Annotated in this window: 25 protein-coding genes and 1 pseudogene; 14 read left to right on the top strand and 12 right to left on the bottom strand. The window is 70.7% G+C overall.

The annotated features are described in order from the left end of the window. Positions 1–142 precede the first annotated feature (142 nt). Together ALI22I_RS45290 and ALI22I_RS45285 are read right to left on the bottom strand one after the other, a co-directional pair. Entirely contained in the window at positions 143–2,467 is a 2,325-nt protein-coding gene (locus ALI22I_RS45290) for a glycoside hydrolase family 65 protein (RefSeq protein WP_077012095.1), read from the bottom strand. A gap of 26 nt (positions 2,468–2,493) precedes the next feature. After that, positions 2,494–3,210, bottom strand: a complete 717-nt coding sequence (locus ALI22I_RS45285) for an HAD family hydrolase (protein ID WP_077011705.1) — start codon at positions 3,208–3,210, stop codon at positions 2,494–2,496. A gap of 90 nt (positions 3,211–3,300) precedes the next feature. Here ALI22I_RS45285 and ALI22I_RS45280 point away from each other — a divergent pair, with 90 nt between their 5' ends. Beyond that, entirely contained in the window at positions 3,301–4,608 is a 1,308-nt protein-coding gene (locus ALI22I_RS45280; protein WP_077011704.1) for an NAD(P)/FAD-dependent oxidoreductase, read from the top strand. A gap of 27 nt (positions 4,609–4,635) precedes the next feature. On the opposite strand, the gene ALI22I_RS45275 is transcribed toward ALI22I_RS45280, so the two are convergent. Further along, positions 4,636–4,956, bottom strand: a complete 321-nt coding sequence (locus ALI22I_RS45275; protein ID WP_077011703.1) for a DUF3140 domain-containing protein — start codon at positions 4,954–4,956, stop codon at positions 4,636–4,638. Positions 4,957–5,070: 114 nt separating this feature from the next. On the opposite strand from ALI22I_RS45275, the gene ALI22I_RS45270 reads away from it, so the two are divergent. Both ALI22I_RS45270 and ALI22I_RS51700 read left to right on the top strand, forming a co-directional pair. Continuing rightward, a complete protein-coding gene (locus tag ALI22I_RS45270; RefSeq protein WP_077012094.1) occupies positions 5,071–5,454 on the top strand; it encodes a hypothetical protein in 384 nt (127 codons plus the stop codon). Beyond that, entirely contained in the window at positions 5,451–5,591 is a 141-nt protein-coding gene (locus ALI22I_RS51700; RefSeq protein WP_179118562.1) for a hypothetical protein, read from the top strand. Before ALI22I_RS45270 ends, ALI22I_RS51700 begins: the two co-directional genes overlap by 4 nt. A gap of 8 nt (positions 5,592–5,599) precedes the next feature. Here ALI22I_RS51700 and ALI22I_RS45265 read toward each other — a convergent pair whose 3' ends face one another. After that, the gene (locus ALI22I_RS45265) at positions 5,600–5,860 is read right to left on the bottom strand and encodes an ArsR/SmtB family transcription factor (RefSeq protein ID WP_083752538.1); all 261 of its coding nucleotides are present in this window, start codon (positions 5,858–5,860) and stop codon (positions 5,600–5,602) included. A gap of 116 nt (positions 5,861–5,976) precedes the next feature. Here ALI22I_RS45265 and ALI22I_RS45260 point away from each other — a divergent pair, with 116 nt between their 5' ends. From ALI22I_RS45260 to ALI22I_RS55815, 6 genes and pseudogenes are all read left to right on the top strand, one after another. Continuing rightward, positions 5,977–6,624 (top strand): hypothetical protein, encoded by a 648-nt coding sequence (locus tag ALI22I_RS45260; protein WP_077011702.1) that lies wholly within the window; start codon positions 5,977–5,979, stop codon positions 6,622–6,624. A 121-nt stretch (positions 6,625–6,745) separates the two neighbouring features. Beyond that, a complete protein-coding gene (locus tag ALI22I_RS51695) occupies positions 6,746–7,630 on the top strand; it encodes a sunset domain-containing protein (RefSeq protein ID WP_077011701.1) in 885 nt (294 codons plus the stop codon). 152 nt (positions 7,631–7,782) lie between these two features. After that, positions 7,783–8,802, top strand: coding sequence for a chemotaxis protein CheB (locus tag ALI22I_RS45250; RefSeq protein ID WP_077011700.1), 1,020 nt, complete (start codon positions 7,783–7,785; stop codon positions 8,800–8,802). Then, positions 8,799–9,530 (top strand): ATP-binding protein, encoded by a 732-nt coding sequence (locus ALI22I_RS45245; protein WP_077011699.1) that lies wholly within the window; start codon positions 8,799–8,801, stop codon positions 9,528–9,530. Before ALI22I_RS45250 ends, ALI22I_RS45245 begins: the two co-directional genes overlap by 4 nt. A gap of 65 nt (positions 9,531–9,595) precedes the next feature. Further along, positions 9,596–9,916 carry a hypothetical protein gene (locus ALI22I_RS55820; RefSeq protein WP_077011698.1) on the top strand — a complete coding sequence of 107 codons (321 nt, stop codon included), beginning with the start codon at positions 9,596–9,598 and terminating at the stop codon, positions 9,914–9,916. A gap of 8 nt (positions 9,917–9,924) precedes the next feature. Then, a pseudogene (locus ALI22I_RS55815) lies at positions 9,925–10,533 on the top strand (PAS domain-containing protein); the annotation flags it as partial. A gap of 9 nt (positions 10,534–10,542) precedes the next feature. Here the strand turns inward: ALI22I_RS55815 and ALI22I_RS45230 are convergent. The 3 genes from ALI22I_RS45230 to ALI22I_RS45220 form a co-directional block, all read right to left on the bottom strand. Next, positions 10,543–10,890: an STAS domain-containing protein gene (locus ALI22I_RS45230; RefSeq protein ID WP_077011696.1), complete on the bottom strand. Its 348-nt coding sequence runs from the start codon at positions 10,888–10,890 to the stop codon at positions 10,543–10,545. A gap of 84 nt (positions 10,891–10,974) precedes the next feature. Continuing rightward, positions 10,975–11,520, bottom strand: a complete 546-nt coding sequence (locus ALI22I_RS45225; protein WP_077012093.1) for a hemerythrin domain-containing protein — start codon at positions 11,518–11,520, stop codon at positions 10,975–10,977. Positions 11,521–11,566: 46 nt separating this feature from the next. Then, positions 11,567–12,571 (bottom strand): C40 family peptidase, encoded by a 1,005-nt coding sequence (locus ALI22I_RS45220; protein ID WP_077012092.1) that lies wholly within the window; start codon positions 12,569–12,571, stop codon positions 11,567–11,569. Positions 12,572–13,080: 509 nt separating this feature from the next. Here ALI22I_RS45220 and ALI22I_RS45215 point away from each other — a divergent pair. Both ALI22I_RS45215 and ALI22I_RS45210 read left to right on the top strand, forming a co-directional pair. Further along, positions 13,081–14,364, top strand: a complete 1,284-nt coding sequence (locus ALI22I_RS45215; protein WP_077011695.1) for a lytic polysaccharide monooxygenase — start codon at positions 13,081–13,083, stop codon at positions 14,362–14,364. Further along, positions 14,364–14,915, top strand: coding sequence for a hypothetical protein (locus ALI22I_RS45210; RefSeq protein WP_143532779.1), 552 nt, complete (start codon positions 14,364–14,366; stop codon positions 14,913–14,915). The genes ALI22I_RS45215 and ALI22I_RS45210 overlap by 1 nt, the downstream gene beginning before the upstream one ends. A gap of 10 nt (positions 14,916–14,925) precedes the next feature. Here ALI22I_RS45210 and ALI22I_RS45205 read toward each other — a convergent pair whose 3' ends face one another. The 4 genes from ALI22I_RS45205 to ALI22I_RS45190 form a co-directional block, all read right to left on the bottom strand. Further along, entirely contained in the window at positions 14,926–15,969 is a 1,044-nt protein-coding gene (locus ALI22I_RS45205; protein WP_077011693.1) for a LacI family DNA-binding transcriptional regulator, read from the bottom strand. A gap of 241 nt (positions 15,970–16,210) precedes the next feature. Continuing rightward, positions 16,211–17,029, bottom strand: coding sequence for a carbohydrate ABC transporter permease (locus ALI22I_RS45200; RefSeq protein ID WP_077011692.1), 819 nt, complete (start codon positions 17,027–17,029; stop codon positions 16,211–16,213). Continuing rightward, positions 17,026–17,880 (bottom strand): carbohydrate ABC transporter permease, encoded by an 855-nt coding sequence (locus ALI22I_RS45195; protein WP_077011691.1) that lies wholly within the window; start codon positions 17,878–17,880, stop codon positions 17,026–17,028. Before ALI22I_RS45195 ends, ALI22I_RS45200 begins: the two co-directional genes overlap by 4 nt. Further along, a complete protein-coding gene (locus ALI22I_RS45190) occupies positions 17,880–19,139 on the bottom strand; it encodes an extracellular solute-binding protein (protein ID WP_083752483.1) in 1,260 nt (419 codons plus the stop codon). The genes ALI22I_RS45195 and ALI22I_RS45190 overlap by 1 nt, the downstream gene beginning before the upstream one ends. Before the next feature lie 228 nt (positions 19,140–19,367). Here ALI22I_RS45190 and ALI22I_RS45185 point away from each other — a divergent pair, with 228 nt between their 5' ends. Together ALI22I_RS45185 and ALI22I_RS45180 are read left to right on the top strand one after the other, a co-directional pair. Next, the gene (locus ALI22I_RS45185) at positions 19,368–20,357 is read left to right on the top strand and encodes a LacI family DNA-binding transcriptional regulator (protein WP_077011689.1); all 990 of its coding nucleotides are present in this window, start codon (positions 19,368–19,370) and stop codon (positions 20,355–20,357) included. After that, on the top strand, positions 20,351–22,663 hold the full coding sequence (locus ALI22I_RS45180) for a glycoside hydrolase family 3 N-terminal domain-containing protein (protein WP_077011688.1): 2,313 nt from the start codon (positions 20,351–20,353) through the stop codon (positions 22,661–22,663). Before ALI22I_RS45185 ends, ALI22I_RS45180 begins: the two co-directional genes overlap by 7 nt. Positions 22,664–22,806: 143 nt before the next feature. On the opposite strand, the gene ALI22I_RS45175 is transcribed toward ALI22I_RS45180, so the two are convergent. Continuing rightward, a complete protein-coding gene (locus ALI22I_RS45175; protein WP_077011687.1) occupies positions 22,807–23,775 on the bottom strand; it encodes an acetylxylan esterase in 969 nt (322 codons plus the stop codon). 104 nt (positions 23,776–23,879) lie between these two features. On the opposite strand from ALI22I_RS45175, the gene ALI22I_RS45170 reads away from it, so the two are divergent. Beyond that, entirely contained in the window at positions 23,880–24,899 is a 1,020-nt protein-coding gene (locus ALI22I_RS45170) for a LacI family DNA-binding transcriptional regulator (RefSeq protein ID WP_077011686.1), read from the top strand. Positions 24,900–25,032: the final 133 nt, after the last annotated feature.

Below are 25,032 nucleotides of genomic sequence, written 5' to 3'. Positions count from 1 at the left end.
GCCGGGCTCCACTCCCCCCAGGAGCCCGGCCGGGCACTCATCGTCCTTCTACCTCCTTTAGGGCCCTGCGTTTGTTCCGGGCGCCCGGAACGCCTGTGAACACCGGCGGAACAGTGCGACCGACCGCGTGGGCCCCGCCGGTTCACGGCCGGGCTCCGGGCGGTACCCGCCGCACCGGCGCGCGGTGCGGCGGCTGGCGGAGGTCGGGCGGCTCGGGCGGATCCGGTGTGGACAGCGTGGCCGGCAGGCCGGGTTCGACCACCACCGGAACGCCGTGGTGCCGGGTGTGCAGCGGGCCGCCCGCCACGATCCGGTACGTCACCTTGCCCGGTTCGACCTCCACCGCGAACCGGGTGCCCCGGAACGACATGCGGAACGCCATCCTGGTCAGCCCCGGTGGCAGGCGCGGCGCGAACGACAGCTCGCCGTCGTGGTCGCGCATCCCGCCGAACCCGGCCACCAACCCGACCCAGGCGCCCGCCAGCGACGCCATGTGCAGTCCGTTGTGGACGTTGTGGTGCAGGTCGTACACGTCGGTGAACACCGCCTCGGCCAGGTAGTCGTAGGCCAGCTGCAACGCGCCCACCTCGGCGGCCAGCACCGCCTGCGTCCCGGCCGACAGCGACGAGTCGCGCACCGTCCGCGGCTCGTAGTAGGCGAAGTTGCGCGCCTTCTGCAACGGCGTGAACGCGTCACCGCGCACGTGCATCGCCAACACCAGGTCGGCCTGCTTGATGACCTGCTTGCGGTACAGGTCGAAGTACGGCCGGTTGAGCAGCAACGGGTACTCGTCGGCGTCGGTGCCGTCGAAATCCCACTCGGCGTGCGATGTGAACCCCTCGGCCTGCTCGTGCACGCCGAGCAGGCTGTCGAACGGGATCACCATCCCGTCGGCCGCCTTCCGCCACCCCTGCACCTCCTCGGCGGTCACGTCCAGCCGTTCGGCCACGTCGGGGTGCCGGTCGCACGCGTCCGCCGCGCTACGCAGGTTCTTCTGCGCGATGAGGTTGGTGTAGACGTTGTTGTCCTCCACCGCCGAGTACTCGTCCGGCCCGGTCACCCCGTCGATGCGGAACCCGCCGTGCGGGTCGTGGTGCCCCAGCGAGGTCCACAGCCGCGCGGTCTCCACCAGGATCTCCGCGCCGCACTCGCGCTCGAACGCGGTGTCGCCGGTGGCGTTCACGTACTGCGCCACGGCGTGCGAGACGTCGCCGGAGACGTGGAACGCCGCCGTGCTCGCGGGCCAGTACGCCGAGCACTCCGCGCCGCTGATCGACCGCCACGGGAACGCCGCGCCGCCCTGCCCGAGCACCGCGGCCCGCTCCCGCGCCTTGCCCAGCGTCGAGTGCCGCCACCGCAACGCGTCCCGCGCCGCCTCCGGCACCGTGTAGGCCAGCACGGGCAGCACGAACATCTCGGTGTCCCAGAACGCGTGCCCGTCGTACCCCGGACCGGTCAGCCCCTTGCCCGGGATCGCGCGCGTCTCACCGCGCACCGCGGCCTGCATGATGTGGAACAACGCGAACCGCACCGCCTGCTGCATCTCGTCGTCGCCCTGCAGGTCGATGTCCGCGACCTCCCAGAAGTCGTCCAGGAACCGCCGCTGCTCGGCCAGCAGGCCCTCCCAGCCGGTCTGCCGCGCGCCCGCCAGCGCCGCCTCCACCTGCGCCCGCAGCGCGGGCACCGACCGTTGCGCGGACCAGCCGTAGCCGAGGTACTTCACCAGCCGCAGCTTCCCGCCCGCGGGCACGTCCACGGCCGCGGTGAACCGGGCCAGGTCCTTCTCGGCGCGGATCTCCGTGCGGACGCCGTCCTCGACTTCCAGCTCGTGGTCCATCGCGGCGGCCATCCGCAGCCCGGAGTTGCGCGCGTGGTGCGCCAGCACCGCCCGGAAGTCCTCGACGTGCGCGAAGTCCGACACCAGCGGCTCGTTCAGCGCGGCGGCCACCCGCGGGTCGTCGCTGTCGTGCTCGACCGGCTCGTTGGCCAGCAGGTCGGACTGCAAGACCAGCTGCACGTCCTCGCTCGGCTCGACCTCGTAGAGGATCGCCGCGACCGCCCGCTGGGTCAGCGACACCAGCCGTTCGGTGCGCACGGTGACCCGGCGGCCGGTCGGCGACTCCCACTCGGTGTGCCGGCGCAGCGTGCCGGTGCGGAAGTCCAGCTCACGCCGGTGCACGTGCGCCCGGCCGTACCGCATGTCCAGCGGCTCGTCCTCCACCAGCAGCCGGATCACCTTGCCGTCGGTGACGTTGACGACGGTCTGCCCGGCCTCGGGGTAGCCGTAACCCGGTTCGCCGTACGGCAGCGCGTGCTCCTCGTAGAAGCCGTTGAGGTACGTGCCGGGCAGTCCGCGCGGCTCGCCCTCGTCCAGCGTGCCGCGCATGCCGAGGTGGCCGTTGGACAGCGCGAACACCGATTCGGTCCGGCGCAGCTGGTCCACCGCGAGGCCGTTCCACCGCAGCATCCAGGGGTGGACTTCCCAACCGGTCGTCACAGCAGCTCCGCGAGGTCTTCGACCACCACGTCCGCGCCGTGCGCGTACAGCGCCTCCCGCTGACCGGTCCGGTCCACGCCCACCACGTGCCCGAACCCGCCCGCACGGCCCGCTTCCACGCCGGCCAGCGCGTCCTCGAACACGGCGGCGTGCTCCGGGTTCACGCCGAGCAGGCGCGCGCCCGCCAGGAACGAGTCCGGCGCGGGCTTGCCCTTCAGCCCGTCACGGCTGATCACCACGCCGTCCACCAGGGCTTGCACGAACGGGCTGAGCCCGGCCGCGTCGAGCACCTTCTTGGCGTTGGCCGACGACGTCACGACGCCGATGCCGAGCCCGGCGTCCTTCACCGCGCGCAGGTAGGGCGCGGTGCCCAGGTAGGGCGTCACGCCTTCGTGTCGGATGATCGCTTCCAGCAGCTCGTTCTTGCGGTTGCCCACGCCGTGCACGGTGTCGTGGTCCGGCGGGTCGTCCGGTTCCCCCTCGGGCAACGTGATGTCGCGCGAGGTCAAGAACTCCCGTACTCCGTCGTAACGCGGCCGCCCGTCGACGAACCGGATGTAATCCGATTCGGCGAACGGCGCTTCACCGCGCGGGCGCAGGAGATCGTCGAAGGTGCGCCGCCAGGCACGGCGGTGCAGCACGGCCGTGCTGGTCAGCACGCCGTCGAGGTCGAAGAGACAGGCGGTGATCGCGTCAGGCAGTCCCAGGGCCATGTCTTTGGTCTACCCCTTCAGACTCGTGGGTACCCGCTGGCGGAACAGCTGCTGTTGACACTTGCCGTCGTCGTCGGAGGGATCGAGCCAATGGGCAAGCCGCGCGTCCTGGTCGTCGGAACGGGCTTCGCGGGCTACCACTGCCTGCGCACGCTGGAACGCGTGCTGCCGCCCGACGCCGCCGAGCTGGTGGCCGTCAACCCCACCGACTACATGCTCTACGTGCCACTGCTCCCCGAGGTCGCGGGCGGTTCGCTGGACCCGCGCCGGGTGGCGGTGCCGTTGCGGCCCAAGCTGCCGCGCACGCGGCTGGTGCAGGCGCACGCGACCGGGATCGACCTGGCCGCGCGGACTTGCACCGTGGTGGACATCGAGGGGCGTGAGCAGGTCCTGGAGTGGGATCGGATCGTGCTGACGGCCGGCTCGGTCACCCGGTTGATGTCCATCCCGGGCGTGGCCGAGCACGCGTTCGGGTTCAGGTCGGTCGCCGAGGCGGTGTTCCTGCGCGATCACGTGCTGCGGCAGGTCGAGCTGGCCGAGCAGGCCACCGATCCGGCCGAGCGGGCGGCGCGGGCGACGTTCGTCGTGGTCGGCGCCGGCTACACGGGCACGGAGTTGGTGGCGCAGGGGCAGCAGCTGACGCGGTCGGCGCTGCGCGGGCGCACCGGGCTGTCCGAGTCCGAGATCAAGTGGGTGCTGGTCGACATGGCGCCGCGGGTGCTGCCGGGGCTCTCCGAACGGCTGTCCGGGCCGGCGGCACGGGTGCTGCGGGCGCGGGGCGTGGACGTGCGGCTGGAGACCAGCGTCGAGGCGGTCACCGCGAACTGCGCCCGGCTGACCGACGGCACCGAGATCCCGACGAAGACCCTGGTGTGGTGCGTGGGCGTGCGGCCGGACCCGTTGGTGGAGTCGGTCTCGCTGGCCACGGTGAAGGGCCGGGTGGTGGTCGATCCGACGCTGGCCGTGCCGACGCACCCGCACGTGTTCGCGGCCGGTGACGTGGCGGCCGTGCCGGACGTGTTCAACGACGGCAAGCCGACGCCGATGACCGCTCAGCACGCGCAGCGCCAGGGCAAGCTGGCCGCGCGCAACATCGCGGCCTCCCTGGGCCACGGCACCGTGGGGACCTACCGGCACCGCGACCTCGGATTCGTGGTCGACCTCGCCGGCACGCAGGCCGTCGCCAACCCGCTGCACGTGCCGCTGACCGGGCTACCCGCGAAGGCGGTGGCGCGCGGCTACCACCTGATCGCGATGCCCGGCAACCGGCTGCGGGTGGCCGTGGACTGGCTCACCGACCTCCTCGCCCGCCGCCAGGTCGTGCAGTTCGGCCTGGTCCCCGAGGCGGGCGTGCGGTTGGGGGACGCCGAGAAAGTCGGCGTCGCCACCGGGAGGTGACGGTGGAGCGGGCTTCGGCGGGGGTTCTCAAGCCGGCTTGAGCGGGTCGTGGCCGATGGACATCAGCCGGTGCCTCCAGTGCGCCTCACCGGCCGTCGGCTCCAGGTCCTCGCGCCGCTGCGCCTGCACCCGCTCCACGACCTTGCGCATCACCTTGACGTCCTCGGTGGTCAGGTCGGTGCGCCGCTTGCGCAGCACCCGCAGCACCTCCTGGCCGGTCGGCGTCCCCGCCTGGTCGGGCAGGGCCTCGGTGTCCTCGTCCGCCGAGCGGGTGCGCAGCCAGTCCTCCAGTTCGTGCGAGGTCATGTTCACTACGCGGTGGAACTCGTCCCAGAGGGTGTCGGTCATGGGGAGGAGGGTTGCCACTGCGAGGCTCACTGAAACGGACGAGTTTCGAGTTCTTTGCACAACCCGAACACCGGCCGGACACCGTCCACATCCGTCGAGTCCATCGTGGCCTCCATGAACACATGGATTCGCCGCATGGCCGTCGTCGGGACCGTCGCCCTCGGGTTCACCTCGACGGGTGTCGCCGCCGCGCAGGACACGAGCTACGCGCCCATCACGATCAGCCCTGAGCAGGTGAAGCAGCTGTGCGAGCAGCGGGCGCCGAAGGTCGAGGACCGCATCCAACGGCTCACCACGCGCATCAACGGCGGGCCCGAGGCGGCCGGGTCGACGGCGTGGCTCCAGGCGCAGGCGCGGAAGGCGCGCGACGCGGGCAACACCGCCCGTGCCGAGCGGCTGGACCGCCGGGCGGCGCGGCGGGGCGACCAGCTGACCAAGCTCGGTGACGCCCAGCGCCGCGTCGACACGTTCCAGACCAACCACTGCGGTGCCAAGTGAAGACCCTGGTCACGGCCGTGGCGCTGATGCTCTCGCTGGTCGCGTGCCGGGCCGACGACGCAACGCCGGCGGACCCCGGCTTCGACGGGATCGAGTCCACGCTGGACAGCGTCGAAGCCGAGGTCAACGAGCCCTAAAGCCGCTCTCAGCGGAATCGGTCCAGCCACTCGTCCACCTCGCGCAGGCCTGGGTCGTCCACCGCGTAGAGCCGCCGGGTGCCCTTCGCGCGGACGCGGGCGAAGCCGTTCTCCCGCAGCACCCGCAGGTGCTGGGAGACCGCGGGCTGCGAGATGCCGAACTCCCGGCGGACCACCTCCGTGACCGCGCCGGAGGTCTGCTCGCCGTCCGCGAGCAGCTCCAAGATGCGGCGGCGGACCGGGTCGCCGAGTACGTCGAACACGTGCACGACCAGCATGTTTCAGACTGGGCTTATATAAGTCAAATCTAAAGTTCTGGAATTGTCGGTGGTCGGTGGCACTATCTCGAACGGGTGTTCGGTACGTGTTCGAAGGGAGCCATGAGATGCGTGTTCGACTCGATCCCCGTCAGTGGCCCGGCCGTGTCATCCCCGAGACCGACGCCGAGATCGACACGGCCGTCGAGGCGCTCTGCCTGCGCGCGACCTGGCCCGACGCGAACCGCGCCGCCGTGCGCCGGGTCGTCGAGCCCTGGTTCGGCGAGGGGTGGAGCGTCGATGCCCTGCTCGCGGCGGTCGACCGCAGGCCTGACGGCACCAGGCAGGGCAGCCCGAGAAACCGCGACCAGGTAGCGCACGACTTCCTCCGTGCGCGGCTGAGGTCGTGGTGGCAGGGGGGCGCGCGCCGAGCGCGCCCCCCGGTGGCCGGTATGACGCTGGGCGCGTGGTGGCGGATCAACCGCCGCAACGCCCGCCTGACCCAGCCGCGGGCGGCGCGGCCGCTGAGCGCGGCCGGGACGTTGGCGCGTGAGCAGTCGCGGGAGCGGGTGCGAGCCCGGCTGAAGGATCCAGTGGAGCGGTCGCGCGAGTTGGCCCGCCGGCGGCAGGAGGTGCTGGACAGCCTTCTGGTGCCGGGGCAACGGGTTCCGACGTTCGACGACGCGCGCAAGCTGCTGGCCGACGTGCGGCTGCCCGCCCACCCGGTGTGCAGTCGCTGTGGGTGCAGGCAGGGGGTGCTGCCGCACGCGGCTTGACACGTCCTTAGTCTGTGCTTCCCGAAAGAGTGCGGTCGGCCACAGTGTCGCGTGCCGACAGGTTGCGCGCTGTCGGGGTCTTGCTGTCCTGTCCCCGCTAGCAGTGGCCCTAGGAGTGGCAGTGTCCTGGTTGATCACTTTCTTCCTGTGCGTGGCGACGTTCTCGGCGGGCGTGTCGCTCGCCTGGCTGCGTCTCAGCGCCACCATCACCAACCTCCGCGACCAACTCGACCAGTCGGCAGCCAAGCCCGCGCCGGTGGCGGCCAAGCCCGCGTCGGTGGCCGAGCCCGAGCCGGTGGCCGACACCGCAACGGCAACCGACACCGACGACGACACTCCGGTCGCCGCCGCCGTCGTCACCCCTGTCGCCGCCGCCGTGATCGCGGCACCGACCTCAGCCCCCGAGCCGGAAGCCGCCGCCGACCCCGAGCCGGAGCCCGAGGTCGTTGCCGAGCCGGAGCCTGTCGCGGTTGTCGAGCCGGAGCCCGTTGTCGAGCCCGAGGTCGTCGCGGAGCCGGAGCCTGCTGCGGCTGTCGAGCCGGAGCCCGAGGTGGTTGCGGAGCCGGAGCCTGTTGCGGTTGTCGAGCCGGAGCCGGTCGTCGAGCCCGAGGTCGTCGCGGAGCCCGAGCCTGTCGCCGTTGTCGAGCCGGAGCCGGCCGCCGAGCCCGAGGTCGTTGCCGAGCCCGAGCCCGAGGTTGTTGCCGAGGTCGAGCCCGTGGCAGCGGTCGAGGAAGCGGAGAAGGTCGAGGAAACCGGCAGCAGCCCGGTCGCCGAGGCCGAAGCGGTGCTGATGGAAGCCGTCCCGGCGGAAGCCCTGGTGGCCGAAGCGGCGGAGGAAGACATGGAGGTCAAGGCGAACTCCAAGTCGATGATCTTCCACACCCCCTCCTCGCCGTACTACAAGCGCATGAAGGGCGATGTCACGTTCCGCTCGGTCGCCGAGGCGGAGGCCGCCGGCTACACCCAGTGGACCCCGAAGTCCAAGGTCGCCTCACCCGCGCAGTGACGTGGTCGACCGCATCGGGACCCGGTGCGGTCGTCACACGCCCGTGTCGTACGGCGTCGCACGGCGTCGTACGACCACTCTTGCTCCGCATTGAAAGAAACTGCGGCGAGTAGGTTCACACCGCTCGGGTATCCACCGATCGGGGTGACCTGATGCCAACGCGAGACCTGATCGTCGTCGGCGCATCGGCCGGAGGTGTCGAAGCACTGCGCGCGTTCGTCGCCGGTGTTCCCGCCGACCTGGACGCGGCGATAGCCGTGGTCCTGCACCTGCCCGCCGGTGGCACCAGCGCACTTGCCGGAATCCTCGGCCGCAGCGGCCCGCTACCGACCGTCACCGCGTCCGACGGGATGGCTCTGCGCCGCGGCCGGGTGCACGTCGCACCGCCCGACCACCACCTGCTCGTCGTCGACGGCTCGGCGCGCCTGTCCCACGGGCCCACCGAGCACGGCCACCGGCCGGCGGTCGACGCGCTGTTCCGCTCGGCCGCCGCGTCGCACGGCGCGGGCGTGATCGGCGTGGTGCTCTCCGGTGCGTTGGACGACGGCACGGCCGGCATGCTCGCCATCGCGGGACGCGGCGGTCTGACCGTCGTGCAGGACCCGGACGACGCGCTCTACGACGGGATGCCCACCAGCGTGCTGCGGCACTTGACGGTCGACCACGTGGTGCCGTCCGCGAAGATGGGAGCGCTGTTGCGCGACTGCGTCGGACTGCAGGTGGACACCCGCCACGAGCCCTCGGGCCTGGTCCGACGCGAAACCGCGATCGCCGCGACCAACGGGGGCGTGCACGCCGATGGGGTGACCCCGTTGGGCAGACCGTCGAACTTCAGCTGTCCCGATTGCGACGGCAACCTGATCGAACTGGACGGCACGTCGAAGTGCTTCCGCTGCCATGTCGGCCATGCGTGGACCGCCGAGGCGTTGCTGGTCGCGCAGGGCGCGACCCTGGAGAGGGTGTTGTGGACCGCGCTGCGCACGTTGGAGGAGAAGGCTGGCCTGGTCCGCCGCATGCGCGGTGACGCCTCGGCCCGCGGCGCGGAACTGCTGGTCCGCCGCTTCCCGCGCACCGAGGAGGAAGCCGCGCACGCCGCCGACGTGCTCCGGCACCACCTGCTGTCCGGCACGTTCACCCGACCCGCGGACGTGGAAGAGGAGTCGGCCACGTGACCGCGCTCGCGCTCCAGCGCACCGACGTCGACGGCGCCGTGGTGGTGCGCCCGACCGGCCTGCTGGACCTGACCACCTACCGCGACATGCGCGACGGGCTGCTCAAGTGCGTGGCCGACGAGCCGACGGCCGTGATCGTGCGGCTCGACGACGACTTCCGGTGCGCCACGCCCGCGTTCATGTCGGTCTTCGCCACGGTGTGGCTGCGCGTGTCGGAGTGGCCCGGCGTGCCGATCATGCTGGTCGGCGAGTCGCCCCGGCACCGCGAGGTGCTCGCCGGCGGCGGCGCGGGCCGGCTGGTGCCCCGGTTCACCGCCCTGGACGACGCCCTGGATGCCATCAGGCGACCGCCCGAGCGCAGACGCGACGAGATGCAGTTGCCGAAGGCGCTGGTCAGCGGGCTGCTGGCCAGGCACTTCGTCCGCGAGATGTGCGAGCGCTGGTTCGTCGACCACTTGGTCGACAACGCGGTGACGGTGGCCACCGAGCTGGTGGAGAACGCCGTCCGGCACGGCCGGTCCGCACCGCTGCTGCGCCTGGAGCTGCGCGAACGGCGGCTGACGATCGCGGTGCGCGACGACAGCCCGGACCCGCCCGAGGAGCCGAAGGGGGAGACCCTGCGGCCGGACGGCCGGGGTATCACGATCGTGTCGTCGCTGAGCCGGGTGTGGGGCTGCTCCCCGTGGCCGCGCGGCGGCAAGATCGTCTGGGCCGTCATCGACGACTGAGCCGTCCACGCGCGGTAAACGCCTCGATCGGGCGATACCGACGCGCACGAGTAGCGTTCCGGAGCGTGAGCGATCGCCAGGAGCCGGACGAGGACTTCGAAGAGGTGCTGCGCTACCTCAAGGAAGCACGCGGCTTCGATTTCACCGGTTACAAGCGCAGCAGCCTCATGCGCCGGGTGCGCCACCGGATGGGCCAGGTCGGCATCGACAACCACGCCGACTACATCGACCACCTCCAGGTCGACGCGGACGAGTTCAACGCGCTGTTCAACACCATCCTGATCAACGTCACCGGTTTCTTCCGGGACCCGGAGGCGTGGGACTACCTGCGCGACGACGTGGTGTCCGCGCTGCTCGCCGAACGGGGCCCGTGTTCCACGACGTGACCGCCACCCGCCGGCTGCTCGACGACCTGGAGTTCGCCAACCAGCAGCTCGAATCGGCCTACGAGGAGTTGCAGTCCACCAACGAGGAACTCCAGACGATCAACGAAGAGCTCCAGTCCACAGTGGAGGAGCTGGAGACCACGAACGAAGAACTCCAGTCCACCAATGAGGAACTGGAGACGATGAACGAGGAGTTGCAGTCCACCAACGACGAACTCCAGACGATCAACGAAACCCTCCGCGACCGCACCGGGGAACTGGACCAGGTCAACGACTTCCTGGAATCGATCCTCACCTCGCTGCGCGCCGGCGTGATCGTGCTCGACACGAGTATGCGCGTGATCGCGTGGAACCGGGGCGCGGAGGACCTGTGGGGCGTGCGGCGCGACGAGGCCGAGGGCGAGCACCTGCTCAACCTCGACATCGGGCTGCCCCTGCCGGAGCTGCGGCCGGTCGTGCGGCAGGCGCTCAGCGACGCCGGGTTCCTGACCGAGGTGAAGGTCAGCGCGATCAGCCGGAAGGGACGCGAGGTCGTCGTGCGCGTCGTGTGCAGCTCGCTGCGCTCCAACGCCGGTGAGCCGAGCGGCGCGATCCTGGTGATGGAGCAGAGCGACTGACCGGCGCGGTCAGCAGGCCTCGTCGACCGCCGCGATGATGGTGAAGTGGCTCGTCAGGTCGGTCACTTCCAGCGGGCGCAGCACGGCGTTGGTGTTCGCCACCAGCCGCAGTGCCGTGCCCGCCTCCTCGCACGCCGCGCGCAGCGAGATCAGCAGGTTGATGCCGGTCGAGCCGAGGAACGTGACACCGGACAGGTCGACCACCAGCGTGCGGACGGCGTCGTCGAGCGTGCGGAGGACGAACTCCTCCACCAACGGGGCCGTCGCCATGTCCACCTCACCGGAGACGTCCACGACCAGCACGCCCACGGTCGCATCGCGCGCCGTGAGCGTGATGGCGTCGGTGAAATCGTCCATTTCGAATCCCTGGGTGCGGTCGGCAGGACGCGGCTGGCTGCTCAACCACACCAAGCCTATGCCCAGGGGATAGTCGAGCGTCCGTCAGGACGGGTGCAGCTCCTTCTCCAGCTGTGCCTTGCTCAGCCCGGACGCACCGGACAGGCCGGCGTTGCGGGCCTGGGTCAGCAGCTCCTCGCGGGTCTCCTCACCCGGCCGGTCGCCCATGTGCCGGGCCCGGCTCTCCGCGAACGCCCGCCCCAGCTCCTCGCGGCGGTCCTGGTCCAGCCGCTCCCGCATGCCGGGCAGCACCGTCGACTCCTCTTCCTCGACGTGGTGCGTCACCGCCTCGACCAACTCGCGCAGCACGTCGTCGAACACCCTGGACGTCGGGTCGGTCTGGGACAGCCTGAGCAGCAGGTGTTCGGCCTGGACGTGCTCCGCCTGGCTGTGCTCGATCTCCTCGGTCTCGCCCGCCTCGTTCTTGGCGACGGGGTACACCGCGGACTCCTCGGCGCGGCTGTGCGCGGTGAGCACGGCGGTCAGCACGGGTACCAGCAGCGGGCGTTTCTCCGGGTTGTTCTCCAGTTCGGCGAACAACCGCTCCACCTCGCGGTGGTCCTGCATGATCAGATCGACTACGTCCGGCATCTCGTCCTCCGTCACGTGTGGTGGTGGCCGGAGGAGTACCCGCGAATCAGCCGACCACGCGCCGGATGACGCTGATGGGGCCGATGGACTCGATGTCCTGCACCTTAACCGGCACGCCCTCGGTGGAGGCGTGCACGGCGCGGATGCCGTCGATCGCCATGGCCACGTGCGTCTGGCCGGAGTAGTAGATGACCAGGTCACCGGCCTTCACGTCGTTGCGCGACACGGACCGGCCGATCGTCGCCTGCCCGTAGGTGGTGCGCGGGATCGCGATGCCGACCGAGCGGTAGGCCGCCTGCATCAGGCTGGAGCAGTCCCACGTGTCGGGGCCGTTCGCGCCGAACACGTAGTCCTCGCCGCGCTGCGCCAGCGCGAACGCCAGCGCCTTACCGACCGTGCCGGCGGGCACCGGGATCGCGCTCATGTCGCCCGCGTTGTTCAACGCCGCCCGCTCGGCCGCGCTCAGTGAGCGGTAGGCGTTGCGGGCCTCGGTGATCTGGCCGTCGAGGGCGGCCTTGCGCTGGTCGATGTCGGCGATGGCCTTGGTCGCGGCGTCGGCGGCCTCGTTGGCGCGGCGGGTGGCGTCGTTGGCCAGGTCCACGGCGGCGCCGAGGTTCTCCAACGCGTCCGCGTTGTCGCCCGCCAGTACGCCCAGCGCGGACATGCGGTTGAGGAAGTCCTGCTGCGAGTCGCTGACCAGCAGCGCGGACAGCTGGTTGAACCGGGCGCCTTCGAACGAGGCCTCGGTGAGCAGGTCGACCTGGCCGCGCAGCGCGTCCTGCGCCTGGTGGGCGGTGGTGAGGTCGCGGTTGGCCTGGTCGAGCGCGCCCTGCGCGTTGGTGAGGGCTTCCTGCGCGCGGAGGTGCTCCTCGTTCAGCGCCTCGGCCTGCATGGACAGCTCGCTGTACTTCCGCAACGCCTCGGAGGCGTTGGGCGGCACCTCGGGGTCCGCGGCGGCGTGGGGGAGGGGCATGGTGGCCCCGATCAGCGCGGTGACGGCCGTGGCCGTCAGGGTCGCGCGGACGGTGCGTTGAGCGGGTTTCGACGCCACGGTCGCGCGGTCCTCCTCGGAAGCCGGGATGAGTGCCGAGCGGATCAAACCCCGCCCAGGTCTCGGACAGGTTACGGATCTACCCCGCGCTCGTCCATCAGGGGTGCCGTTCGACTCGTTCCGAACCCCGCCGGCCATCAAACGTGACACCGCGCAACCGGGCATCCGGCGCAACGACCCGCATGGCGCAATGGCCAATGCGGTGCAACCGCGTGGCCGTCGCGCCGAGTTGCCTGACGCCCCGGGCGATGTTGGCGCCCTTCCCGCCGAGCACTTCGCGGCGTTCCCGAACCTCCGCGCTGCCACCGGAATCCGGGCACCTCCGGCACCAGCAGCACCAGGTCACGGGCTATCTGGCCGACCACCGCGATCCGCATGGTCGACCGGTACCGGTGGCCACCAGTTGAAACGGGCCGTTGACGCGGCGTCACCGGCAATGCGATCGTGATTCTGGGAGCGCTCCCAGTCTCGTGGTTCACAGATCACCGTCGATCTGAAGGAGAAGTCCTTTGCGACTCAAGCGCTTAGGGGCGTTGGCCGTTGCCGCGCTCGGTATCGTCGGTGTGACCAGCGTGTTCGTCCAGAGCGGCGTAGCGGTGGCGCACGGTTCGATGACTTACCCGGCCAGCCGGACCTACGCCTGCTACGAAGACGGCAGGGCGGCCGGCGGCGGCGACCTCTACCCGACGAACCCGGCGTGCGTCGCCGCGGTGGAGATCGGCGGCAAGCAACCGCTGTGGGACTGGTACGGCAACCTCATCAGCCAGGCGGGCGGCCGGCACCGCGAGATCATCGCCGACGGCGACCTGTGCGGGCCGACGACCAAGTACGACGCCTACAACCTGGCGCGCGGTGACTGGCCCACGACCACCCTGCGGGCGGGCGCGGCGATCAACTTCAAGTACAACGCCTGGGCGCCCCACCCTGGGACCTGGGACCAGTACGTCACCAAGGACGGCTTCGACGTCAACCAGCCGTTGAAGTGGTCCGACCTGGAGCCGGTGCCGTTCGACAGCATCACCAACCCGGTCGCGGTCGGCGGCGAGTACTCGTGGAACGGCACCCTGCCCAACAAGACCGGCCGCCACATCATCTACTCGATCTGGCAGCGCAACGACAGCCCCGAGGCGTTCTACAGCTGCTCGGATGTGATCTTCACCGGCGGCAACGGCGGCGGTGACACGCAGGCCCCGACGGCGCCCGGCACGCCGACCGCGACCGCCACGGGCACCTCCGTCGCGTTGAGCTGGCCCGCGGCCACGGACAACGTGGGCGTCAGCGGCTACACGGTGTACCGGGAGGCGGGCGCCACCGACGTGTCGGTCGCGACGTCCTCGGGCACCACGGCCACCGTCACCGGCCTGACCGCCAACACCGCCTACCAGTTCTACGTGGTGGCGCGGGACGCGGCGGGCAACACCTCACCGGCGTCGGCCCTGGTGTCGGTGACGACCGGCGGCGGCACGACGCCCGGCGCGTGCGCGGTGACCTACAACGTGCCCAGCTCGTGGTCGGGCGGCTTCACCGCGAACGTGTCGGTGAAGAACACCGGTACGAGCGCGGTCAACGCCTGGCAGTTGGTCTGGGACGTCCCGGCGGGTCAGGGCATCACCTCGGCGTGGTCGGCCGAGATCGCCATCGCGGCGGGCAAGGCGACCGCGAAGGGCGCGAGCTGGAACCAGAACATCCAGCCGGGGCAGACGGTGAGCTTCGGGTTCAACGGGTCGTCGCAGGGGACGCCCGCCCTCCCGACATCGTTCAGCCTCAACGGCGCCCTGTGCGGCGCGGGCTGATGTTCGCGCGATGCGCGGCCCTGGTCGCGCTCCTGGTGGGGTCGGTCGCCTGTTCCCCGGCGACCGGCTCCACCGGCTCTCCCGGTCTCGGGTCCAATGCCCTGGGACCGCCGCTGGCCACGTCCTCCGAGGTGGGCGAGTGGGTGCGGGAGAAGACGGGGCAGTGCGACGACGTGGTGCCGCGGACGATGGAGGAGTTCGGCGAGTTCGTCGGGCCGTTGCGGGCGAAGCTCTACGCGCCGTACGTGGCGGAGTGGGCGACGTGCAAGGCGGGGCCGTACGAACGGCTCGGGCTGGTGGTGTTCCAGCGCGAGAAGCTGGCGGACTTCCAGCGTTCGTGGCAGGGGGCGCTGTCGAGCGGCGAGGTGTCGGACGGCCCGGACTTCGGGTTCGGCAACGGCTTCGCGTTGAGCGGCACGCTCGGCTTGGAACTGTTGGGGCTGCACGAACTGCGGTGCACACCGGTGCGGCCCGGCGAGGACGTGGGACACACCGTGCCCGCCGAGGCGCAGGGGTGCATCTACACGCAGACGTCGGGCCACCACCACTAGAGGCGGCTCGTCAGCGCGGCGCGGCGGTGCTCTGACGCACCACCAGCGTGGTGGCAAGCTCGATTCGGCGGTGTTCGGGCTCTTCACCACGTGCCAGCGTGATGGCGAGACGGGTGCCCGCCGCGGCCATGTCCTGCAGCGGCTGCCGGACCGTGGTCAGCGGCGGGCCCACCCACTGCGCCACCGGGAGGTCGTCGAAGCCGACGACGCTGAGGTCTTCAGGGATGCGCAGACCGGCGGCGCGGGCCGCCTCGTAGACGCCGAGGGCCTGGAGGTCGGAGCCGGCGAACACGGCGGTGGGCGGGTCCGGCAGGTCGAGCAGCGGGGCGAACTGGGCGCGGCCGGATTCGACGTGGAAGTCGCCGTACCGGACCAGGTCCGTGTCGTAGGCCAGGCCCGCGGTCTCCAGCGCGGCGCGGTAGCCGTCGACGCGGGCACGGCTGCACAGCACGCGTTCGGGGCCGCCGATCATGGCGATGCGGCGGTGGCCGAGCTCGATCAGGTGACGGGTGGCGGTCAGGCCGCCGTTCCAGTTGGTCGCGCCGATGGACGGCGTCTCCAGCTGGGGTTCGCCGATCGGGTCGACCACGACGACCGGGATGTCCCGCGCGCGCAGCTTCGCCAGCTGCGAGGAGGTGAGATCGGAGAAGACGGAGATCACGGCCAGCGGCTTGCGCGCGATGACCCCTTCGAGCCAGCCGTGGCCAGGCGTGAGCCTGCCCTGGGACTCCGACAGCACCAGCGCCAGACCCTGCTCGGAGGCCACCTGCTCGGCGCCGCGGATGATCTCCAGCGCCCAGGCGCTCTCCAGCTCGTGGAACATCAGCTCCACCAGGTTGGAGCGCCGCGACCGCTCGTCGGCCCGCCGCTGGTAGCCGTGCCTGCGGATGATCGCCTCGACCCGTTCCCGGGTGTGCGGAGCGACGTCCGCGCGACCGTTCATGACCTTCGAAACAGTCGGAACCGAAACCCCGGCCTCGGCCGCGATGGCGGCAATGGTGATCTTACCCGAGGCGGTGCCATCCGAAGGGGACGGGTCGGCTTTGGTCGGCATGGGGGAAGTCTACGACAGCCCTGCCCAGTTCCGGCCGCTGGACGCGGGGGACGGGCGGTGGGGTGTCGGTCACTCGATCGCCAGTTAACACGATCGAAACAATCGAGGTTCGAATCGAAACTGTCGAACACGCGTCTCGACTGGTGTGCCCCAACGCTACCGGCCCGCGCAAGGGGTGGCTCGGGCCCGTGGGAGAGTCGGGCCCGAGCCAGGTCTTGAACTCGGTGTTGCGCGCCGAAACCTACTTGCCGAAACCGGCCGTCAGACCGCTGAGCAGGAACCGTCGCCCGATCAGGTACACCGCGAAGATCGGCAGCACGGACAGCGTCACCGCGGCCAGCAGCGCCGGCACGTTCGTGCCGAACTGCCCCTGGTAGTCCCACAACCCGAGGGTGAGCACCCGCGACGATTCCGACTGGGTGAGCACCAACGGGAAGAGGAACCCGTTCCACGCGTTGAGCGCCGTGTAGACGACGACGGTCATGATCGCGGGCCGCGCCAGCGGCAGGACCAACGACACCAGCACCCGCAGGGGGCCCGCGCCGTCGATGGCCTGCGCCTCGTACAGCTCGCGCGGCACGTCGCGCAGGCTGTTGACCAGCACCAGCATCGCCACCGGTAGCGCGAACGCCGCCGTCGGCAGGATGACCGCGGTCAGCGTGTCGTACAGCCGCATCCGCGTGATCATCAGGTAGACGGGGATGATCGTGGCCTGTGCGGGGATCGCCAGCCCCATCAGGAGCAGGGTGAACCCGCGCTGCACGAACGGGCTGGTGTTGCGCACCACCGCGTAGGCGGCGGGCACGGTCACCAGCACCACGATCGCCACCGTCGCCACGGTCACGATCACGTTGTTCAGCAGGTACTGGCCGAAGTTGCCGGTCAGCACGGTGACGTAGTTGTCCAGCGTCAACGCGTCCGGTATCTCCCACGCGCTCTTGCCGAGGTACTCGGCACGGGAGCGCAGCGACACCGTGACCAGGTAGAGCAGCGGTCCGACCACGATCGCCAGCCACACCAGGGCGAACAGCCCGGCGGGCCAGTTGGGACGAGACTTCACGACCCCTCCTGCTGGCTGCTCATCGAGCGGAAACCGCTCCAGCGCATGACCGCGAGGGACAGCGCGGTGCCGAGCACGACCAGCACGACCGCGATCGCGCTCGCGTAGCCCATCTCGAATCCCTTGAAGCCGGTGATGTACATGTGCAGCGGCAGGATGCGGGTCGCGGTGCCCGGTCCGCCCTGGGTCAGGATCAGCACGGTGTCGAACGTGGTCAGCGAGCCGACCAGCATCAGCACCGACGACGTGACGATGGTGTACCGCAGCTGCGGCAGCGTGATGTGCCGGAACTTGCTCACCCGCGAGGCGCCGTCGATGGTCGCCGCCTCGTACAGCGAGGGCGGCACCGCCCGTGCCGCGCCCTGGTAGAGCAGGGTGTGGAACGGGATGAACTGCCAGGAGATGACGAGCACCACCGTGTAGAGCGCGATGTCGGGGTCGCCCAGGAACAGCGGGCCGCCGACGAACGCGCCGAAGTTCGGCTCCATCAGCGCGTTCCACAACAACGCGATGGCGGTCGTGGACAGCAGCAGCGGGAGGAAGAAGATCGAGCTGAGCACCGCCCGGGACCGCTGCTTGCCTGCCGCCCAGACCCCGACCAGCAACGCGATCGGGGTCTGGACGAGCCACGACATGACCATCAGCAACAGGGTCCGCCACACCGAGGCGCGCGCCTCGGCGTCGTCGAGTAACCGGGCCCAGTTCTCGCCCCCGTTGAGCCGCGGCGTGCCCAGACTGTCCCAAGCGGTGAAGCTCAGGTAGATCACCAGCAGCATGGGCAACGCCGCGAACAGGGCGAAGAACGCGAACGCCGGGACGGCGTACCAGGCCGAGGGTCGTTGGGACGACATCAGCGTGCGGCCACCGCGTCGACGAACTGCTGCGGCGAGACCTTGCCCAGGAAGAACTCCTGGAGCTGGGTCAGCATGAAGGTGGCGTCGTCGGCCGGCAGGTCCTGGTCCCAGGACAGCTGGAAGTTCTTCGTGTCGAGCACCAGTTCGTAGATGAACGAAGCGTACTCGGGGTTCGGGGACTTCTTCAGCTTCTCCTCGGCGCCCACGACCGGCGGCACGTCACCGGCCTCGATCAGCGCGTCGATGTAGGAGTCCTCGTGCAGCGTGGTCGTGACGAACTTCTTCGCCGCGTCCAGGTTCTTCGAGTCCGCGGTGGCGGAGTAGAAGTTGCTCACGTTGCCGACCAGGTTCGACGGGTCGCCCTTGCCGCCGGGGATCGACGGGAACGCAACCCAGCCCAGGTTGCCCTGCTTGACGAAGTCCGGGCTCTGGTCGAGCTGGTTGGTGTACTCCCAGGTGCCCATGAGGTGCATGGCGGCCTTGCCCTGGGCGAGGAGCGTGGACGCACCACCTGCGTCGTAACCGACGGAGGCGAAGCTCTGACCGAAACCGCCCCGGTCGATGAGCTCCTTGAGCTTGGACATGGCCGCGACCACGGCCGGGTCCTTCCAGCCCGCGGGGCCGTTGTCCCGGATGTTCTTGAACACCTCGTGGCCCGCGAAGCGGTCGAGCACGTACTCGGCCCACATCAGCTCGGTCCAGGCCTGGGTGCCGGCCAGGGCGATCGGGGTGATGTTCTTGGCCTTGAAGGTGTCCACGAGCGTGAGCAGCTGGTCCCACGTGGTCGGCGGCTCCACACCGGCGTCCTTGAAGACCTGCTTGTTGAAGAACAGCAGCACCGGCTGCATGCCGCGCATCGGTACCCCGTAGTACTTGCCGTCGAGCTTCGCGCCGTCCAGCACGCTGGGGATGAACGCGTCCTTGGCGGCCTTGTTCTCCTCCAGCACGGAGGTCAGGTCGGCGACCTTGCCGGCGTCGACGTACTCTTTGAGGTTGCCACCACCCCAGTTGAAGAACAGGTCGGGGGCTTGGGGCGAGCCCATGGCCACCCGCAGCCGTTGCTTGTACGGATCGTTGCCGAACGTCTCCAGCGAGGCGTTGCCGCCGTTCGCCTTGAACGAGTCGATCGACTTCTGCTCGATCTTGTTGAGCACCGGGTCCTCAAGGGCCCAGATCTTCAGGGAGCCGGCGCTGGTCTCGCCCGGACCGGACGTACCACACGCGGACACCACTGCTGTCACGGCGACGAGCCCCATCGCGAGGAGGGGACGCACCCATGAACGGCGGGACATTCGACCGCCACCCTTCTGCCACGCTGCGGAATGTTCGTGGCATCGAAACATTTCGAAACATCCACGACTTGCGCAGACCCTAGGCCCGTGTCCAATCGGTGTCAAGCATCACCATTTGGCGCGCCTAGGTGACATTTGTGCACGTCAAACGGTCACTCTTGTGTTTCGATCGAGTTTCGATACTATCGGCGCATGCGTCGAGCCACGTTGGCCACGATTGCCGCAGCTGCGGGGGTGTCCCTCCCGACGGTGTCCAAAGTCCTCAACGGTAAGGACGACGTCGGCGCGGAGACCAGGGCCCGGGTGCGGCAGTTGCTCGCCGAGTACGACTACGTGCCGGTGGGGTCCCGTCGGGCCTCCGGCCACCTGCTGGTGGACCTCGTGTTCACCGCCTTGGACAGCCCCTGGGCAGTGGAGATCATCCGCGGTGTCGTGGACACCGGACTGCACGTCGTGGTGTCGTCCACCGACAAACCCCGTCAGCACACGTCGTGGGCGGCGTCGCTGGTCGAGGCCCGGCGCGCGGGCGCGCTGCTGGTCACCTCCCAGCTCACCGCCGCCGACCGCCGGGTGCTGGCCAACTCCCGCATCCCGGTCGTGGTCATCGACCCGGTCGACCTGCCCCAGCCCAACGTGCCCAGCGTCGGCGCGACCAACTGGGCCGGCGGCCTGGCCGCCACCGAACACCTCCTGCGCCTGGGTCACCGCAGGGTCGGCGTCATCGGCGGACCGGCCGGGATGCTGTGCAGCCGCGCGCGGGTGGACGGCTACCGCGCCGCGCTGGACCGGGCGGGCATCGGGTTCAACGCCGAGCTGGTCAAGCACGGCGACTTCAAGCACGAGGGCGGGTTCCGCCGCGCGGCCGAGCTGCTGGCGCTGCCGGACCGGCCGACGGCGATCTTCGCGGGCAACGACGAGCAGGCTCTAGGCGTGATCGAGGCGGCCCGCGTCGTCGGGTTGTCCGTGCCGCACGACCTGAGCGTGGTCGGGTTCGACGACCTGCCGGTCGCGGTGTGGTCCTCGCCCGCCCTCACCACCGTGCGCCAGCCGCTCACCGAGATGGGCCGCCACGCGGGCCGGATGCTCGCCGACCTGATCGCGGGTCGCCCCGTGGAGACCGAGCGGGTGGAACTGGCCACCGAACTCGTCGTCCGATCGTCAACGAAGGAGCCGCCGTGCTGAACACCTGGGCCGATCCCGGAAGGCCGACCGGTGAGCGGGTCGCCGCGCTGCTGGCCGAGCTGACCCTGGAGGAGAAGCTGGCCCAGCTGGTCGGCGTGTGGGTTGGTATCTCCGACGGGGAAGAGGTCGCGCCCGCGCAGCACGAGTTCGCCGAGCCGCTGCCGCCGTGGGACGAGCTGACCAAGCCGGGCCTGGGCCAGCTGACCCGCGTGTTCGGCACCGGGCCGGTCGACCCGCTGGTCGGCGCGAAGGTGCTGGCCGAGACGCAGCGCAAGCTGGTGGCCAACACCCGGTTCGGCATCCCTGCCATGGCGCACGAGGAGTGCCTGGCCGGGTTCACCGCCTGGCAGGCCACCGTGTTCCCCGTCCCGCTGGCGTGGGGCGCGTCCTTCGACCCCGAGTCGGTCGAACGGATGGCGCGCGAAGTGGGCCTGGTGATGCGCGACGTCGGCGTCCACCAGGGGTTGGCGCCGGTGTTGGACGTGACGCGCGACCCGAGGTGGGGACGCACCGAGGAGACCATCGGCGAGGACCCGTACCTCGTCGGTCTCCTCGGTGCCGCCTACACCAAGGGCCTGGAGTCCAGCGGCATCGTGGCCACGCTCAAGCACTTCGCGGGCTACTCGGCCTCGGCCGGCGGGCGCAACCACGCGCCGGTGCACATGGGCCCGCGCGAGTTCGCCGACGTGGTGCTGCCGCCGTTCGAGATGGCGCTGCGGCTGGGCGGTGCGCGGTCGGTCATGCACTCCTACGCCGAGGTGGACGGCGTGCCGCCGGCCGCCGACCCGTCGCTGCTCACCGATCTGCTGCGGGACCAGTGGGGCTTCGACGGCGTGGTGGTCGCGGACTACTTCGGGGTGTCGTTCCTGGAGACCGCGCACGGCGTCGCGGGCTCGCCGGGCGAGGCCGGTGCGATGGCGCTGGCCGCCGGCGTGGACGTGGAGCTGCCCAGCGTGCGCTGCTACGGGGAACCGCTGACGGAGCTGGTGCGGTCCGGTCTGGTGGACGAGGCGCTGGTGGACCGCGCGGTGACCCGCGTGCTCACCCAGAAGTGCGAGCTGGGTCTGCTGGACGAGGACTACCGGCCGGAGTCGCCCGCGGTGCTGCGCGGCGAGCCGGTCGACCTGGACCCGCCCGCGCTGCGCGACCTGGCCCGCACGATGGCCGAGCGTTCCGTGGTGCTGCTGGACAACGCCTCCGGCGTGCTGCCGCTCGATCCGGCGAAGGGTGACACCGTGAAGCTGGCCGTGGTCGGGCCGTGCGCGGACGACCTGCTGGCGTTGATGGGTTGCTACGCGTTCCCGAACCACGTGGGCGTGCAGCACCCCGAGGTGGCGCTGGGCGTGGAGATGGACACGCTGTTGCAGGCCGTGCGGACGGAGTTCCCGGACGCGGCCGTCTCCACCGCCAAGGGCTGCGAGGTCGACGGCGAGGACCGGTCGGGCATCGCGGACGCCGTGGCCGTGGCGCGGGAGGCCGACGTGGTGCTCGCCGTGCTCGGCGACCGGGCCGGGTTGTTCGGCCGCGGCACGTCCGGTGAGGGCTGCGACGCCGAGGACCTGTCCCTGCCCGGTGTGCAAGGCGAACTGCTGGACGCGTTGCTGGCGCTGGACGTGCCGGTGGTGCTGGTCCTGCTGACCGGCCGCCCGTACGCGCTGGGGTCCTATCAGCCGGCGGCCGTCGTGCAGGCGTTCTTCCCCGGTGAGGAAGGCGCGGGCGCGGTCGCGGGCGTGCTCAGCGGGCGCGTCAACCCGTCCGGCAAGCTGCCCGTGCAGGTGCCGCGCGGCTCCGGCGGCCAGCCCACCACCTACCTGCACCCGCGGCTCGGCGGTCCCGGCGGGGCCAGCTCGGTGGACCCGTCGCCCGCCTACCCGTTCGGGCACGGCCTGTCGTACACCACGTTCGAGCTGTCCGACTTCACCGCGGGCGAGGAGTTCCCGTCCGACGGCGAGGTCGAGGTGTCGTGCCTGGTGCGCAACACCGGCGACCGGCCCGGCGCGGAGGTCGTCCAGTTGTACCTGCACGACCCGGTCGCGAGCGTCACGCGGCCGGTGCGCCAGCTCGTCGGCTTCGCGCGGGTCGACCTGGAGCCGGGCGAAGCCACCGAGGTGGGGTTCCGGCTGCACGCCGACCGCACCTCGTTCACCGGTCGCGACGGCCGGCGCGTGGTGGAGCCCGGCGAGCTCCTGCTGCAGGTCGGCTGTTCGAGCGCGGACATCCGCTGGGAGCGGTCCGTCCGGCTCACCGGTGAGCCGCGCGTGGTCGGTCACGACCGCGTGCTGGTGACCCCGGTGAGCACCAACTAGCTGGTCGTGGACCGAGGAGACCTGAGGTCGAGCTAGCGGGCCTCCGGAGAGCCGCCGAGTCCACTGACCGGGCTGGGGCGTGAGGGGACTATGGCGGTGGTCCCCTCACGCCCCGCCGTTTCTTTCGCTTGCAGGTTCGCGCGTTACAGGTTCGCGCGCAGGTGCCGGAGCTTGCGCTCGTCGTGCACCCTCGGCACGGCGTGACCGCTGAACGGGAACACCGCGATCTCCTTCGGCGCGGTGATCTCGTTGTACGCCGCGTACACCGTGGACGGCGGGCACACCTCGTCCATCAGGCCCACGCTCAGCAGCGAGGTCGCGGTGATCCGCTTGGCCAGCAACGCGCCGTCGACGTACCGCAGGGTGTCGAGGGCGGCCGGGATCAGGTCGACGTGCTGGGCCAGGAACTGGGAGATCTCCGCGTACGGCTCCGCGCCGGTCATCGTGATGGCCCGCTGGAAGTCGCACAGGAACGGCACGTCCGCGTGGCAGACCTTCACGGCTTCGCCGTTCAACGCGGCGGCGGCCAACGCCAGCCCGCCGCCCTGGCTGCCGCCGGACACCGCGAGCCTGGTCTCGTCCACCCCGTCGAGTGAGGCGGCCACCTCGACGGCGAGGGCGGCGTCCACCATCAGCCGCGTCACGTAGTACGTCTCGGGGGTGGCGATGCCCCGCGTCATCACACCGGGGTACTCCGGACCGGTGAAGCCGGAGTCCGGGGTGGCGCCGACGGTCCAGCGCCCGCCCTGGCCGCGGGTGTCCATCACGAACACCGCGAACCCGGCGGCCGGCAGCAGCGCGTGCTCCGACGGGAGGCCGCGCCCGCCGCCGTAGCCGATGTAGCAGACGACGGTCGGCAGCGACTCCACACCGGAACCGGCCGGGCGGATGTACCACCCGCGCACCCGGTCGCCGCCGTAACCGGAGAACTCGACGTCCCAGACCGCCAGCGGCCCGTAGGCGTCGGCCCCGTACGGCGTCAGCACCGGCGGCAGCGCGGCGGCGCGGGACTCCTCCAGCCGCGACTTCCACCAGAGATCCAGGTTTTCCGGCTCGGCGGTGGCGGTCCGGTACAGCGCCAGCTCCCGCTCGGAGAGGTCGAACCAGGGCACGGGGGTCCCCTTTCCGGTAATCCGTTAAGCGCTTAACCACCCTACCGGGCCGAATCGCCGGAACAGCGGTCTAGACTTGATGATCATCGACCGAGGAGGCGCGGGTGGTTGTCAAGCGTCCGACCATCTCGGACATCGCCAAGGCCGCGGGCGTGTCCACCGGCGCGGTGTCGTACGCGCTCAACAACCGGCCGGGCGTCTCGGAACCGACCCGTCGCCGGATCATGGACATCGCCGACCGCCTCGGCTGGGTGCCCAGCAGCGCCGCCCGGTCCTTGAGCGACGGCCGCGCGAACGCGATCGGGTTGGTGGTGGACCGGCCGGCCAGGGTGATCGGCGTGGAGCCGTACTTCATGCAGCTGATCTCCGGGATACAGGGCGCTCTGGCGGGCGGGCCGATGTCGCTGCTGTTCCAGGTGACGGACAACTCGGCGGCGGAGTTGGCGGCGTACCGGCGGTGGTGGGGCGAGCGGCGGGTGGACGGCGTGCTGCTGGTCGACCTGATCCAGAACGACCCGCGGGTGGAGTTGGTGCGGGAACTGCGGCTGCCGGCGGTGGTGTTGGGGGAGCCGGTCGTGCCGGACCTGCCGTGCGTGTGGACCGACGACGAGACGGCCGTCGAAGAGGTGCTGGAGTACCTGGTGGCCCTGGGCCACCAGCGCATCGTGCGGGTCGCGGGCCCCACCAAGTTCGTGCACACCCAGACCAGGTCGCGCGCGTTCACCACGTCCGCCGCCCGCCTCAACCTGACCGAGGCCCGCGTCGTGCACGCCGACTACTCCGACGAGGCCGCCGCGCGGGTCACCCGCCGAGTCCTGACCAGCGGCACCCCACCCACGGCCTTGGTCTTCGACAACGACGTGATGGCCGTATCCGCCCTGGGCGTAGCCCACGAGTTGGGCCTGACCGTCCCCGACGACCTCTCCCTGGTCGCCTGGGACGACTCCGCCCTCTGCCGCCTGGTCCGCCCCGCCCTCTCCGCCGTCCGCAGACCCATCGCCGAACGCGGCGCCGCCGCCGTCCACCTCCTCCTGGACGTCATCGGCGGCGCCCCCGCCGAACAGCTGAAAACCTCCGACCCCGAACTGGTCCCCCGCTCCACCACCGGCCAAGCCCCCACCTAACCCGCGTGTCCAACGCTGGGAACGCGCGTGTCCAACCTTCAGAACGCGCGTGTCCAACGTTCGGAACGCGCGTGTCCAACCTCCAGGTGCTTCGCCTTGATCCCTCGCAAAGCCCAGGTCGCGTGTTCTGAGT

Source organism: Saccharothrix sp. ALI-22-I (assembly GCF_001984175.1).
Classification (GTDB): Bacteria; Actinomycetota; Actinomycetes; order Mycobacteriales; family Pseudonocardiaceae; genus Actinosynnema.
This window is presented reverse-complemented; position numbering and strand designations above follow the sequence as displayed.